Origin of the sequence: Planotetraspora thailandica (assembly GCF_016863335.1) — a bacterium.
Classification (GTDB): Bacteria; Actinomycetota; Actinomycetes; order Streptosporangiales; family Streptosporangiaceae; genus Planotetraspora; species Planotetraspora thailandica.
On record NZ_BOOR01000025.1, the window covers coordinates 1 to 13445 of the forward strand.

The window sequence follows — 13445 nt, forward strand, 5'->3', positions numbered from 1 at the left end:
CTACGTACGCCGCCGGGAAGGCAAAGATCGCTGGGCCTTCGCCTACACCGGCCCCCGCTACCGAACCCGACCCCGCCGAACGACGCCGACGGCGCCACCCCGGACCACGGCCTCGGCGGCGAGCGGAGACCCACCGTGAGGAAGGGGCTTTCTCTGACGCAGGCCGAAGGGTTGAAGACGGCACCCGTGCGGCCGGGAACATCGGGAGTTGGTCGAGGAGCTGGTGTGTCGTGCCGTCATTCGTCCTCAGATGGGGTTCCGGCCCGTCAGGGGCACACCTGACGGGCCGGAACGTGTGTGGGGGCACCTGCCGCGGGCTCGCGGACGGTTCACGGTCCGCGTGAAGATCCCCGCAAACCACGACGGTCCGGGCCGGTCCGCACGTACGGCGCGGCGCCGAGGCCGGCCGATGATCGGCTAACGGGCCGCCAGGTCGGCCAGGGCGGCGGAAAGCTGGTCGACGGCCCAGTTCAGGTCGGCCTCGGAGACGACGATGGGCGGCGCGAGCCTGATCGTCGAACCGTGGGTGTCCTTGGCGAGCACTCCCCGGCGCATGAGCGCCTCGCTGACCTCGCGTCCGGTGGCGATGGACGGGTCGATGTCGACTCCGGCCCACAGGCCGCGGCCGCGTACGGCGATCACGGGGGAGCGTCCGTCGGCGCCGGGCGCGATCAGCTCGCGCAGCCGGGTGTGCAGGAGCGTGCCGAGCTCGCGCGCCCTGGCCTGATATTCGCCGGTGTTCAGCAGCGAGATGACGGCGTTGCCGACGGCGCACGCGAGGGGGTTGCCGCCGAACGTCGACCCGTGCTGGCCGGGCTTGAGCACGCCGAGGATGTCGGCGTCGGCCGCCACGGCGGAGACGGGGACGACGCCGCCGCCCAGGGCCTTGCCCAGGACGTACATGTCCGGGACGACGCCTTCGTGGTCGCAGGCGAAGGTGTTCCCGGTGCGGCCGAGGCCCGACTGGATCTCGTCGGCGATGAACAGCACGTTGTTGTCCGTGCAGATCTCCCTGACCGCGGTCAGATAGCCGTCCGGGGGCACGAGCACGCCCGCCTCGCCCTGGATCGGCTCGACGAGCACGGCCACGGTGTTCTCGTCGACGGCGTCCCTGATCGCGTCGGCCGAGCCGTACTTCACGATCCGGAACCCGGGGGTGAACGGGCCGAAGCCGCCGCGCGCGTCGGGGTCGGTGGAGAAGCCGACGATCGTCGTCGTACGGCCGTGGAAGTTGTCCTCCATGACGATGATGTTGGCCTGGTCGGCGGGCACGCCCTTGACCTCGTAGCCCCACTTGCGGGCGACCTTGATCGCGGTCTCGACGGCTTCGGCGCCGGTGTTCATCGGCAGGACCATGTCCTTGCCGCACAGGTCGGCCAGGCCCGCGACGAAGGTGGCGAACTGGTCGTGGAGGAAGGCCCGGCTGGTCAGCGTCAGGCGGTCGAGCTGCTCGCGGGCGGCGGCGATGATCGTCGGATTGCCGTGGCCGAAGTTCAGCGAGGAGTACCCGGCCAGGCAGTCGAGGTAGCGCTTGCCTTCGACGTCGGTCACCCAGGCGCCCTCGGCCGACCGGATGACGACGGGCAGCGGGTGGTAGTTGTGCGCGCTGCGGCTCTCACCGAGCCGGATGAGGTCGTCGGTGTTCATGCGCGGATCTCCAGGGTGCAGCACTTCGGGCCGCCGCCGGCCTTGCGCAGCTCGCTGAGGTCGACGGGGACGACGTCGTAACCGCGGCGCTCGAGCTCGAGCGTCAGGCCGGTCGCCTCGGCGTTGACGACGACGTGCCGTCCGTCGCTGACCGCGTTGAGGCCGAGCACCTCGGCGTCGGCGGCGGTGGCGACGACCGCGTCGGGGAACAGCCGCTGGAGCACGCGCAGGCTGCCCGGGGAGAACGCCTCGGGGTAGTAGGCCACGTTGGTCCCGCCGAGAGGGAACAGGGCCGTGTCGAGGTGGTAGAACCTCGGGTCGACCAGGCGGAGCGTGACCACGGGGCGGCCGAGGAACTCCTGGGCCTCCATGTGGGCGGCCACGTCGGTCCGGAAGCCGGTTCCGGCGAGGATCATCTCGTCGAGCGTGAGGTAGTCGCCCTCGCCCTCGTTGACGAAGGTGGGCTCCAAGGTCTCGAATCCGCGGTCGGCGAACCATTTCAGGTAGGCGGGGCCTTCGGCGGTCCGCTCCGCGTGGGTGAACCTGGCGCCGTAGACGCGGCCGTCGACCACCAGCGCCCCGTTGGCCGCGAACACCATGTCGGGCAGCCCCTCGACCGGGTCGATCAGGCTCACCGTGTGGCCGAGGCTCTCGTAGGCCTCCCGGAGGGCCTCCCACTGCCGTACGGCCGTCGCCGTGTCGGCGCCCTTCGCCGGGTCCATCCAGGGGTTGATGGCGTACGAGACCGCGAAGAACTCGGGCCGGCACATCAGGTAGTGGCGTGCCGTACCGGTCGTTTCGCCGCTCGTGGTCACGACCAAGGGTGTGGTCATTCAGGACTCCATGTCGGAAAACCGGTTATCGGTTCTTCAGCGTAGGAATCCGACTAGCCCTGGCCAATCAGGCCGCGTTGCGCCTTGGTGTGGATCGGTTGCGTCGTTCAGCCCGTTTGTGGCGATCCGTTAACAAGCCGGGAGAGCACGATGGAGCTCTTGGTCCGCACGACGAACGGCTCGGCGGCGATGCGCTCGATGATGCGTTCCACATCGCGCACGTCGGTCGCCCGGATGTGCAGCAGGGCGTCCGCCTCTCCGGTCACCGTGCAGGCCGAGACGACCTCCGGATGCCGGGCGACGGCCGCGCCGATCTCCGCGGGGGAGGTCTTCCCCCGGCAGAACAGCTCGACGTACGCCTCCGTGGTCCAGCCGAGCGCCGACGGCTCCACCCGGGCGCTGAAGCCGGTGATCGCGCCGGTGGCGACGAGCCGGTCGACCCGTCGTTTGACCGCCGGAGCGGACAACCCAACTTGATTGCCTATTTCGGCATATGTCGCACGGGCGTCCTCAACGAGGGCCCGGATGATGGCGCGATCCAGCTCGTCCAACTTCACGTGGACCTGTATACCGGGCGCGCCCCGCCGGCACGCTCAGGCCCGCGTGCGTCTTGGCGAGGCGACGCCTTCGCCGCGTTCCTCGCCGGTTTCGGCCGGTAGCCGAGCGTAGTCGCCCACGCCGTTCTCCAGCAGGTCGAAGGCCAGTTCGGCGTCCAGGCGGAGGTCCTCCACGATCCTGCGAGGTTCCTCTCCGGCCATCAGCCGCATCAGGAAGCGCCTGGTCAAGGTTCGGAGGACGGCGTTGACCTCGGCCGCGACCAGCCATGGGGTGAGGTCGTCGGGATCGGCGTCGGTCGCCTCGGCCAGCGCCTGGGCGAACCGCTCCTCCCTGTGGGCGTCCAGCACCGTCACGCGCGCCACCAGGGCCTGGCTCTCCCGTACCCGGAGCGCGAACTCGGCGGCCCCCTCGTGGATGCCGTACCGCCAGTCACCGGTGTCGAGGGAGTCGAAGAAGTCTCGCCGCAGCGCCTGAACCGCCGTCTCGCCGGGGCGGCGCCCCTTGATGACGGTCCCCGGCAGGCTCTCGACCTCCTCGCTCCGGTCGAGGAACAGGTCTTCCTTGGTCGGGAAGTAGTTGAAGACCGTGTTGACGGACACGTCGGCCGTGCGCGCCACCTCGGCGACGGTGACGTTGTCGAATCCGCGTTGCAGGAACAACCCCATCGCGACGTCGGCGATCCGCTGGCGGGTCTCCCGCTTCTTCCGCTCCCGCAGTCCCTCTTCCATGGCTCAGATTCTAGTATGCGTTCCAAATTTTAAGTGACTCCAAAATTGGTGTTACTCTATCGAGCATGATTCACGTCAGAGGGCTCACCCGCTCCTTCGGGGCCGTGGAGGCCGTCCGCGGGGTCGACGTCGACGTCTCCGAAGGGGAGATCGTCGGATTCGTCGGCCCCAACGGGGCGGGCAAGACGACCACCCTTCGCATGCTCACGACCTTGCTGCGTCCCACGGCCGGCACCGCCGTCGTCGCCGGCCACGATTTGTTCACCGACCCCGCCGGAGTGCGGCGGCGCATCGGCTACGTGTCCCAGAACGGCACCGTCGGCCCGTTCTCCGAGGTGGGGGAGGAGCTCAGGCTCCAAGCCCGCATGTACGGCATGAGCCGGGCCGAGGCCCGGGAGCGGGTGTCGCGCCTGCTGTCCGAGCTCGACCTGGAGGAGGCCGGCACGAAGCTCTACGCCCACTTGTCGGGCGGCCAGAAACGGCGGGTGGACATCGCGATGGGCCTGCTCCACAGCCCGGCCCTGCTCTTCCTCGACGAGCCGACCACGGGGCTCGACCCGCAGAGCCGCGCCAACCTCTGGGACCACGTCCGGCGGCTGCGGGAGGAGGCGGGGATGACGGTCTTCCTGACGACGCACTACCTGGAGGAGGCCGACGCGCTGTGCGACCGCGTCCTCATCATCGACCACGGCCGGATCGTCGGCTCGGGCACACCGGCCGAGCTCAAGGCCGCCCACGGAGCGAGCACGCTGGACGAGGTCTTCCTCACGGTGACGGGCCGGGAGCTCCGCGAGGGGGCGGCCGCATGACCGCCCTGGCCGCCCTCACGGGCTACTACCTGCGCTCCGCCTTCAAGAGCAAGTTCGCCGTCGTCTTCGGCGCGGTCCAGCCGCTCTTCTACCTCGTCCTGTTCGGACCGCTGCTGGCCCGCAGCGGGGTCGGCTCCTGGGACACCTTCGTTCCCGGCGTGCTGGTCCAGCTCGGGCTGATGAGCTCGGGCCTGGTCGGCTTCGGCATCGTCTTCGACCAGCGGTTCGGCGTGCTCGAACGGCTCAGGGTCACGCCGGTGGCGCGGTTCACGCTGCTGCTCGGCCGGGTGCTCAAGGATGCCGTCATGCTGCTCGTCCAGGCGGGCGCGGTCGTCGTGATCGGCTATGGATTCGGGCTGCGCGCGCCACTGGCAGGCGTCCTGCTCGGCCTCCTGCTGATCACCGTGCTGTCGGTCGGCCTGGCGTCGTTGTCGTATGCGGCGGCGCTGACGATCAAGCCGGAGCTGTTCCCCGCCCTCGTCTCGACGGCCGTGATCCCGCTGATGCTGCTGTCGGGCGCGCTGCTGCCGATGTCGCTCGCGCCCACGTGGCTCGACGTGGTGTCCCGGTTCACTCCGTTCCGGTATGCCGTCGAGGCGCTCCGCTCGCTGTTCGCCGGGTCCTATGCCTCGTCCGTGGTGCTGTGGGGAAGCCTGGTGACGCTGGGGTTCGTCGCCGTGGGCTGCGTCGTCGGCACCCGTGTCTTCCAGCGGGAAAACACCTGATCAAAGGCCGGGAGGGTTCCGGCAATCTCGCCCGGGCGACCTGGGGGTTCGGGAGTCGTAAAGGACTCGGGCGGTCACAATGGGTTGCGTGGCGGACGTCAATTTCACCCTCGTCCAGCTGCGTTACTTCGTAACGGCGGCCGAGCTCGGCAGCATGACCGCTGCCAGCAGGGAGCTCATGGTGGCGCAGTCGGCGATCTCGGCCGCCATCGCCCAGGTGGAGCGGGAGCTCGGGGTGCAGCTCCTGATCCGCCACCACGCCAGAGGGCTGTCCCTGACCCGCTCGGGGGAGCGGTTCCTCGTCGAGGCCCGCGAGTTCCTCTCCCACGCCGCGTCCTTGGCCGCCTCCGCCCGGGGGCTGGCGGGTTCGCTGACCGGCGAACTCGCCATCGGCTGCGTCTCGACCCTCGCCCCCTTCTACCTGTCACGGCTGCTGCGGGAGTTCGCGCGGCGGCATCCCGGCGTGCGGGTCACGGTGGCGGAGGGCGAAATCGCCACCTTGGAGAGCGCCCTGCTGGACGGCCGGTGCGAGGTGGCCCTCGTCTACGCCATCGATCTGGCCCTCGACCTCGACATCCGGCCGCTCGCCCAGGCCAAGCCGTACGTGCTGCTCCCGGAGGGCCATCCGCTCGCACGAACCGAGGCGGTCTCGCTGGCCGACCTCGCGTCCGAGCCCTTGATCCTTTTCGACCTGCCGCGCAGCCGCGACTACTTCCGGGCGCTGCACACGGCCGAGCCCCGGGTGCGGTTCCGCACCTCCAGCTACGAGACCGCGCGCTCGCTGGTGGCGGGCGGCCATGGATATTCGATACTCAACCAGCGGGCGCTGACCGACAGGACCTACGACGGCGGCACGGTCGTCAGCGTCCCGATCAGTGACGACGTGCCGTCACTCGACGTCGTCCTGGCCTCGGTGCGAGGGGTGCGCCCGACCGCGCGGGCGAGCGCGTTCGCCGACACGTGCGAGGCGTTCTTCGCCGAGTTGCCGGAGACGCGAAATGACGCAGAAAACGATGTGTGAAACCGCCGCCCCTGGGCAGCACACAGCCTTTTTCGCGAGCTGAGACGAAAAATCGCCGAGAGGCGACATTTGCACGTGCACGCGCGCTTGCATGCGCAAGGTACAGGGCAAGATACACCGCGACAGGGTTAATCACATGATGTAGCGGGTGACGACCTGAGGGACTGGCGATGACCGCAGATCTGGCAGGCCCTGGAGCCGCTACGGCGCCTCCATGGCTGACCTCGATGTTCGGACGGGACGACGTCGCCGGCCTGCCCGCCCCGGAGTCGGCCACGTGCGCGCTCCACGGGCGGATGACCTCGGCCTCGGCGGCCCGTGAATTCACCGCCAAGACACTGGACGGGTGGGGCTTGCCCTGCCTGATCGACGATGCCGAGCTCGTGGTCTCTGAGCTGGTCACCAATGCCCTTCGCCACGCGGACGCCGGCGGAGGCGCGGCGCCCATCAGGCTCCAGCTGGTCAACCACCGCTTCCACGTCGGCTGTGCCGTACGGGATCCGAGCGGGAACGTTCCCGCCCCGTCCGCGGTGGGCGACCTGTCGGAGACCGGGCGGGGACTCCGCCTGGTGGAGGCGCTGACCGCCACCTGGGGGTGGATCCTGGTCGGCGAAGGCAAGGTCGTCTGGGCGTTGTTCGAGACGCCGGCTTGCTGACGGATAACTCTCAGGAAAGATTTGGCGGCCGTTCAGATAAACGCCTGTGGATAATCGCCGCGGCTCAAGGGAAGACGTCCGGTGAATCGGCGAAACGATCGGAAAAATCCATCCGGTTTCTTTCCCACACCCGCGCTCCCCATCTGTGCGCGATTTCGGCCGCGCGGATGAAATGCCCGGCCGCCTGCGGCGGCACCGCTGGTCTGGTGGATCACCGGCCGTCGCAGGTATGCCGCGCGGGTCCGTCGGGTCCGGCGGTCAGTTGCCGTCGGCGTCGCCGGTCGTCTGCTCGGCCGCGTCCTCGGGAGACTGCTCGAGGTCCTGGTCGGACTGCGCCTGGGCCGACGCCTTGTCCAGGCTGACCCAGCTGTGGATGCTCTCCACCGCGAACAGCACCAGCAGGTACGCCGTGAGGACGGCGACCACCGGGGTCAGCATGCCCGCGGCCGCGCCGACGCCGAGGATCAGCAGGCGGACCTCCCAGCCCAGGCCGGCGAGGAACAGCCACGCCGGGGGCCAGATGCCCTGCCGGGTCCGGTAGACCGTGTCGTAGGTGTGGTAGCCGATCACGTAGAGCAGCACGAAGAGCAGCCACTTGGGCGTGCCCTCGGCCAGGCCGAGGACGATGATCGTGAGGAACTCGGCCCCGCGCAGCAGCGGAGGGGTCAGCCAGTCGAGCCGGCCCAGATGGTCGCGTCCCGCGGTGGGCACCACCAGGGCGACGAGCACCAGCACGGGCACCAGGAGGATCGGGCCGTCGTCGAGGGTCCCGATCACCGTCAGGGCGAGGACGGCCAGCAGGGCCACGAGGGTCGCGGGCACGGGCGGCAGGCCGCGGCCGAGGCGGCCCTTCAGTGTGGCGGCGAGAGGGCCGTCGTCCCGGTAGGCGAGCAGTCTCTCGGTCTGAACGCGGCGCCGCTCCTCGTCGGGATCGGTGACGGCGGCGGGGACACGCGGCTGGGTGATCATGCGATTGACCTCAGGATACGTCCGGTGAGGGTGTAGGTGGCCGCGACGCCGCCCCAGATCACCAGCGTGATGAAGGTGACGCGCGGGTCGAAGAACGCGGCGGTGATCGCGATGGCTGCGAAGCGCTCGCCGATGGGGAACACGATCATCTTGCGGGCCCAGTACACGGGACGGAACCTCCCGGCGTTGGTCCAGAACTTGAGCAGCCCGTGCACGCTGGACTTCTTCGTCGACTTGCGCCGGTCGAGCGCCTCGCGCAGCTCGGAGTCGCCGGAGACCGTCAGAGCCAGGGTCGGCAGCGGGGCGGGAGGCTTGCGCCGGTTCGCCGCGCCGAAGGAGAAGTCGAGCAGGTGCTTGACCGACTGGAGGGAGATGGCGACCAGCGCCAGCGTCCACACGCCCTCGCCGTCGCCGAACTTGCCGGACACCGTCGCACCGACGGCCAGGCCGACGAAGACGGCGTATTCCTTGAACCGGTCGAAGGTGGCGTCCAGCCAGGCACCGAGGACGCCGAACTTGCGCGCGTACCGGGCGACCTGCCCGTCCACGCAGTCGAAGACGAACGCGAAGTAGATCAGTACGGCGCCCGCGATCGCACCCCAGCGGTCGCCCGTGGCGAACGCCCCCGCCGACAGCAGGCCGAGGAAGATGGAGATCAGGGTCACCTGGTTGGGCGTCAACCCCCGCCGGGCCGCCCAGCGGGCGATGAACCGGGAGTAGGTGCTGACGAAGAACGTGGTGAAGAAGCCGTCGGCGCCCTTCACGGCGTTGTTGAGCCGCGCGCGGTCCTCGTCGTATCCGCCCATCTCCGCCTGGGCCTCCGCGGCCTCCTGCTGCGTGCGGATGCGGCGGAAGAACAGGTCGCGGCGGCCGCGCACGCCCACGGACACGCCCCGCCGTACGAGGCCGAGGGCGATCAGCTCGGTCACGTCGTCTTCGGGGCCGAACAGGTGCGCCATGTCGGCGAGCTCGCGCGCGACCTCGGCGAGGACCTCGGCGTGCCGCTGGTGGAGGTGGATCGGACCGAGCAGGGCGGCGTTGGGCCGGGTGACCGCGTGATAGGCGGTGCCCACTGAGATGATCCGGCCGTACCCCGCGCGGGTGCGCTGCGGCAGGCCCTCGATGACCTGCGTGCCGATCTCGGGCCTGGCCTCCTCGATCGGCGGTGGCACCGGCGCGCCCTCGGGGCGCACCTCCCGCGCGATCAGCGCGATGGCAGCCCGCTTGGCCTTGGTCAGCTGGTAGATCAGCTCGTCGTGCACCAGCGAGTCGGCGGGCATGATGAGGATGTTGTCGGTGGCGCCGGCGACCGCGTCGGCCAGTGCCCGGAGGTCCCCGGCCAGGTCCTCACTCTCCACGACGTGCCCGGAGTGCTGTCCGAGGTGTAGCCGGTAGGCGGGGGCGTCGGCGGGTCTGGCGATCGTCGTCGGCCGCGGGTCCAGGGAACCCAGCTGGCTCACCAGCCTGCCGTACACCGTGGGGGCGCCGGCGGTTTCCGACCCGGGGGCCGAGCCACGGGGAGATGCGGGTAGCGACGCCAGCGTGATGTCCGTGGGAAGGACGGGCTGGCCGCCTGACAGGGGAGAACCGATCGGGCCGGGCGGGGAGCCCAGCAGGACCACGCGGGTCATAGCACCCTTTCACATGGCGGGGGGATCAGGCGTGAGGCGGCTCGACCGGCGCGGGCGACCGCCGAAGGCCACAGCTTAGTGACCTTTCGGTTAAGCCGTAGCGTCCCAGGTTTACCGCATGTACACCTGATGTCCAGCTCGGCGCGGCAATGGCGGAAAGGATCGTCGCCGGATCATTACTGAAATTTCACTATTTGTGACTATGTGGGGGGCCGTGTCCGGGGGCGCCGGGCGGTGCGGAGCCGGGCCTACGATTGCCGTGTGAGCCTCTACCGGGACGAGGGCGTCGTCTTGCGCACCCAGAAGCTGGGTGAGGCCGATCGCATCATCACGGTCCTCACCAAGCGGACCGGCAAGGTCCGCGGCGTTGCCAAGGGCGTGCGCAAGACCATGTCCAGGTTCGGCGCGCGGCTGGAGCCGTTCACCCACGTCGACCTCCAGCTCCATGAGGGCAGGTCGCTCGACGTGATCACCCAGGTCGAGACCCTCCGCCCGTACGGCGAGGCGCTGGTGAGCGATTATCCCCGCTACACCGCGGGGACGGCGATGCTGGAGACGGCCGACCGGCTGACCGTGGGGGAGAAGGAGCCGGCCCTGCGTCAGTTCCTGCTGCTCGTCGGAGGGCTGCGCACGCTCGCCGAGGGCACGCACGAGGCCCGGCTGGTGCTCGACGCCTACTTCCTGCGGTCCCTGGCGGTCGCGGGCTACGCCCCGGCGCTGGCGGAATGCGCCCGATGCGGGGCCGAGGCCGTACGGGCCTTCTCCATCGTGTCGGGCGGGGTGGTGTGCGGCGCGTGCCGGCCCGCGGGCGCCGCCGTCCCCGCGGCGGAGACGATCGCGCTGATGATCGCCCTGCTGCGCGGCGACTGGGAGGCGGCCGACGCGTCGGAGCCGCGAAACCGCACCGAGTGCAGCGGGCTCGTCGCGGCCTACCTCCAGTGGCACCTCGAGCACGGCATCAGATCGCTGCGCCATGTCGAACGAGAGGTCGAGCGCGAGACCGAACGAGAGGCAGGCGCCGCCCGGCACCCGTGACCGGCCGGGTTGGATGACGCAATACGCTCAAGGGCATGGTCCGTCCTCCTTCTCCGCACCCCTCAGGTGCCGTACCGCCCGCCATTCCCCGCGATCTGGTACCCCGCCACGTCGCCATCGTCATGGACGGCAACGGCCGCTGGGCCAAAGCCCGCGGCCTGCCCAGGACCGAGGGCCACAAGATGGGCGAGGCGTCGCTCTTCGACGTGATCGAGGGTGCGATCGAACTCGGCATCCCCTACCTGTCGACGTACGCGTTCTCCACGGAGAACTGGAAGCGGTCGCCGGACGAGGTTCGCTTCCTCATGGGCTTCAACCGCGACGTCATCCGCCGCCGCCGCGACCAGCTCGACGAGATGGGCGTCCGGGTGCGCTGGGCCGGCCGCCCCGGCCGCCTCTGGAAGAGCGTGATCAAGGAGCTCGAGGACGCCGAGCGCAGGACCGTGAACAACTCCACGCTCACCCTGCAGTTCTGCGTCAACTACGGCGGCCGGGCCGAGATCGTCGACGCGGCCCTCAAGCTCGCGCAGGACATCGCCGCGGGCAAGGTCAAGCCCTCCAAGGTGTCGGAGAAGACGTTCGCCCGCTACCTCGACGAGCCGGAGATCCCCGAGGTCGACATGTTCCTGCGCTCGTCGGGGGAGCAGCGCACGTCCAACTTCATGTTGTGGCAGTCGGCCTACGCCGAGATGGTCTTCCTCAACCAGCTGTGGCCCGACTTCGACCGGCGCGACCTGTGGCAGGCGTGCGAGATCTACGCCAAGCGCGACCGGCGGTACGGCGGGGCCGTGCCCAACCAGGTCTGAGACCGGACGTGATCGCCTAGGCCTTCCTGCGCGCCCGGTAGGCCGCCACATGGATGCGGTTGCCGCAGGTACGGCTGTCGCAGTAGACACGGGAGCGGTTGCGGGACTCGTCGACGAACACGTTGTCGCAGTCGGGCGCCGCACAGGTGCGCAGCCGCTCCCACTCGCCCTCGACCAGCACGTGGGCCAGCGCCACCCCGCAGTCGGCGGCCAGGTGCTCGGCGAGCGACGCGCCCGGCGCGAAGTAGTGCACGTGCAGCGGAAAGCCGTCGTGCCCGGTCAGGTTCGGGGTGATCCTCGTACGACCGAGCAGCGTGTTGAGCCGGGAGACCGCCTCGTCCCGGCCGGAGGCGGTGAAGACCGCGTGGAACGACCCGCGCAGCTCCCGCACCGCGGAGAGGTCGTGCGGGGTCAGGGCGGCGACGCCGCTGACCTGGCGGCGCCGTACGAAGGCGTTGAGGGCCTCCAGGTCGGCCAGGTCGTCCGGGCCGCCGGTCTCCGGCGAGGTGTTGATCAGGTCGACCACGGTCGCCAGTGAGAAGACCATGTCATGGCTGAACGGCACGGCACCTCCCTTTTGCCACGGGGGCGGCAGCGTATCCCGCGCGAAGGCCACACGGGGTGACCATGACGGTACATCCGTGTAACGGTCAGTTCGCCGGCGCGCCGGTGGAGCAGGACTGGCAGGTGCCGAACACCTCGACGGTGTGGGTGATCTCGGTGAACCCGTGCTCGGCCCCCACCACCTCCGCCCAGCGCTCGACGTCGGGTCCCGCGACCTCGACGGTGCGGCCGCAGCGGCGGCAGACGAGATGGTGGTGGTGCCCCTGGCTCGCGCACGCCCGGTAGACCGACTCCCCTTCGTCGTTGCGCAGGACGTCGACACGTCCGTCGTCGGACAACGACTGGAGCGCGCGGTAGACCGTGGTCAGGCCGATCTTGGCGCCGTCGGCGCGCATCTTCGTGAACACGTCCTGGGCGCTCCGGAACCCCGTGCTCTGACGGAGGATCTCGTGAACGGCGTCGCGGCTCTTACTCATCAGGAACTCCTGTGTATGGCATGCACTTCGAATCTACCGACCCTGCGGCCGGGCGTGCACCACATGATCCAAGCCGTGGCGGGAGTCCCGTTCAGATGAGGCCGAAGCGTTCGGCGGCGAAGAGTACCAGGAAGATCAGGGCCACGACGCGGAGGAGCCGGCCGCGGATCGCCAGCGACGGCCAGGACATGTAGGCCAGCCAGCTCACGAAGGCCAGGACGGGAAGGATGGCGACGCCGCCCGGCCAGCCCTGCACGACCAGGCCGGTCAGCATCAGAGCGACCAGGACCACGGGCATGAGCCAGCGCGGCAGCTGGAAGAGGAACACCAGCGGCGCGCCGCTCCTGCGCTCGACGGCCCGCCGCAGGCCGGTCGCCCCCGGCGTGAAGAAATGCTCCCCGGCGGGCAGCGGGCGCTTCACCGGGCGGGCGGCCCCGGCGCCCTGAGCGGACCGGCGCGCCAGGGGATGAGCCGGCACCTTGCGGCCCGGACCGCGGCCCGGAGTCGGATCGTTTTCGCTTCCCACGAGCCGAGCCTAACCATCCGGAGGCGGGGTGGCATCCTTGGCGGCATGCTCGCCCTGATCCGCTATTCGGTCCCCGACTCCCAGACCGAGGAGTTCACCGCGCACGCCCGCGAGATCCTCGACGTACTGGCCGCCCAGCCCGGCTACGTCAGCGGGCGGCTCGGCAGGGCGGCCGACGAACCCGCCCTGTGGGCGCTGGTCAGCGAATGGGAGGGCGCCGGCTTCTACCGCCGGGCCCTGTCGGCCGCCCGCATGGCCATGTATCCGCTCATGACCCTCATGATCAACGAGCCCAGCGCCTTCGAGGTCGTGCAGGAGACGACCCGCCCATGAGCGACTGTCCGTAACGGCTGAGCGAGGCGCCGGGAGGTTCCCCTAAGCTTGATGGCGGATCAGGGCAGGTGCCGGGCTCTCCGGCGGCCTCCGGTGCGCACGCGCGGCCGGTGCGCCCGATCCGTCCC

At 70.0% G+C, this 13445-nt stretch carries 16 protein-coding genes; 7 read left to right on the forward strand and 9 right to left on the reverse strand.

Annotated elements, in window-relative coordinates; all coding sequences use genetic code 11:
• Nucleotides 1-417: 417 nt before the first annotated feature.
• The 4 genes from rocD to Pth03_RS17865 form a co-directional block, all read right to left on the reverse strand.
• Entirely contained in the window at nt 418-1647 is a 1230-nt protein-coding gene (gene rocD / locus Pth03_RS17850) for an ornithine--oxo-acid transaminase (protein ID WP_203945431.1), read from the reverse strand.
• Nucleotides 1644-2480, reverse strand: coding sequence for a dimethylargininase (gene ddaH, locus Pth03_RS17855; RefSeq protein ID WP_239119124.1), 837 nt, complete (start codon nt 2478-2480; stop codon nt 1644-1646). The genes rocD and ddaH overlap by 4 nt, the downstream gene beginning before the upstream one ends.
• A 107-nt stretch (nt 2481-2587) precedes the next feature.
• The gene (locus Pth03_RS17860; protein ID WP_203945432.1) at nt 2588-3037 is read right to left on the reverse strand and encodes an Lrp/AsnC family transcriptional regulator; all 450 of its coding nucleotides are present in this window, start codon (nt 3035-3037) and stop codon (nt 2588-2590) included.
• 36 nt (nt 3038-3073) lie between these two features.
• Entirely contained in the window at nt 3074-3766 is a 693-nt protein-coding gene (locus Pth03_RS17865) for a TetR/AcrR family transcriptional regulator (protein ID WP_203945433.1), read from the reverse strand.
• 65 nt (nt 3767-3831) lie between these two features.
• On the opposite strand from Pth03_RS17865, the gene Pth03_RS17870 reads away from it, so the two are divergent.
• The 4 genes from Pth03_RS17870 to Pth03_RS17885 all read left to right on the forward strand — a co-directional run bounded on the left by Pth03_RS17870 (nt 3832) and on the right by Pth03_RS17885 (nt 6977).
• A complete protein-coding gene (locus Pth03_RS17870; protein WP_203945434.1) occupies nt 3832-4575 on the forward strand; it encodes an ABC transporter ATP-binding protein in 744 nt (247 codons plus the stop codon).
• The gene (locus Pth03_RS17875) at nt 4572-5300 is read left to right on the forward strand and encodes an ABC transporter permease (protein ID WP_203945435.1); all 729 of its coding nucleotides are present in this window, start codon (nt 4572-4574) and stop codon (nt 5298-5300) included. Before Pth03_RS17870 ends, Pth03_RS17875 begins: the two co-directional genes overlap by 4 nt.
• 79 nt (nt 5301-5379) lie before the next feature.
• Complete coding sequence (locus tag Pth03_RS17880; protein ID WP_239119125.1) at nt 5380-6321, forward strand: LysR family transcriptional regulator; 942 nt, start codon at nt 5380-5382, stop codon at nt 6319-6321.
• Between the two features lie 170 nt (nt 6322-6491).
• Complete coding sequence (locus Pth03_RS17885; protein ID WP_203945437.1) at nt 6492-6977, forward strand: ATP-binding protein; 486 nt, start codon at nt 6492-6494, stop codon at nt 6975-6977.
• A gap of 258 nt (nt 6978-7235) precedes the next feature.
• On the opposite strand, the gene Pth03_RS42130 is transcribed toward Pth03_RS17885, so the two are convergent.
• Together Pth03_RS42130 and Pth03_RS42135 are read right to left on the reverse strand one after the other, a co-directional pair.
• Nucleotides 7236-7946 carry a DUF5941 domain-containing protein gene (locus Pth03_RS42130; RefSeq protein ID WP_203945438.1) on the reverse strand — a complete coding sequence of 237 codons (711 nt, stop codon included), beginning with the start codon at nt 7944-7946 and terminating at the stop codon, nt 7236-7238.
• On the reverse strand, nt 7943-9577 hold the full coding sequence (locus Pth03_RS42135; protein ID WP_203945439.1) for a CDP-alcohol phosphatidyltransferase family protein: 1635 nt from the start codon (nt 9575-9577) through the stop codon (nt 7943-7945). Before Pth03_RS42135 ends, Pth03_RS42130 begins: the two co-directional genes overlap by 4 nt.
• Nucleotides 9578-9838: 261 nt before the next feature.
• On the opposite strand from Pth03_RS42135, the gene recO reads away from it, so the two are divergent.
• Both recO and Pth03_RS17905 read left to right on the forward strand, forming a co-directional pair.
• A complete protein-coding gene (gene recO / locus Pth03_RS17900) occupies nt 9839-10612 on the forward strand; it encodes a DNA repair protein RecO (RefSeq protein ID WP_203945440.1) in 774 nt (257 codons plus the stop codon).
• A 35-nt stretch (nt 10613-10647) separates the two neighbouring features.
• Nucleotides 10648-11418, forward strand: a complete 771-nt coding sequence (locus Pth03_RS17905) for an isoprenyl transferase (RefSeq protein ID WP_203945441.1) — start codon at nt 10648-10650, stop codon at nt 11416-11418.
• A gap of 16 nt (nt 11419-11434) precedes the next feature.
• On the opposite strand, the gene Pth03_RS17910 is transcribed toward Pth03_RS17905, so the two are convergent.
• From Pth03_RS17910 to Pth03_RS17920, 3 genes are all read right to left on the reverse strand, one after another.
• Nucleotides 11435-11983: a CGNR zinc finger domain-containing protein gene (locus tag Pth03_RS17910; RefSeq protein ID WP_239119126.1), complete on the reverse strand. Its 549-nt coding sequence runs from the start codon at nt 11981-11983 to the stop codon at nt 11435-11437.
• 85 nt (nt 11984-12068) lie between these two features.
• Entirely contained in the window at nt 12069-12458 is a 390-nt protein-coding gene (locus Pth03_RS17915; RefSeq protein WP_203945442.1) for a Fur family transcriptional regulator, read from the reverse strand.
• Nucleotides 12459-12549: 91 nt separating this feature from the next.
• Entirely contained in the window at nt 12550-12984 is a 435-nt protein-coding gene (locus Pth03_RS17920) for a DUF6703 family protein (RefSeq protein WP_239119127.1), read from the reverse strand.
• A gap of 45 nt (nt 12985-13029) precedes the next feature.
• Between Pth03_RS17920 and Pth03_RS17925 the strand changes: the two genes are divergently transcribed.
• Complete coding sequence (locus tag Pth03_RS17925; RefSeq protein ID WP_203945443.1) at nt 13030-13317, forward strand: antibiotic biosynthesis monooxygenase family protein; 288 nt, start codon at nt 13030-13032, stop codon at nt 13315-13317.
• The last annotated feature ends 128 nt before the right edge of the window (nt 13318-13445 follow it).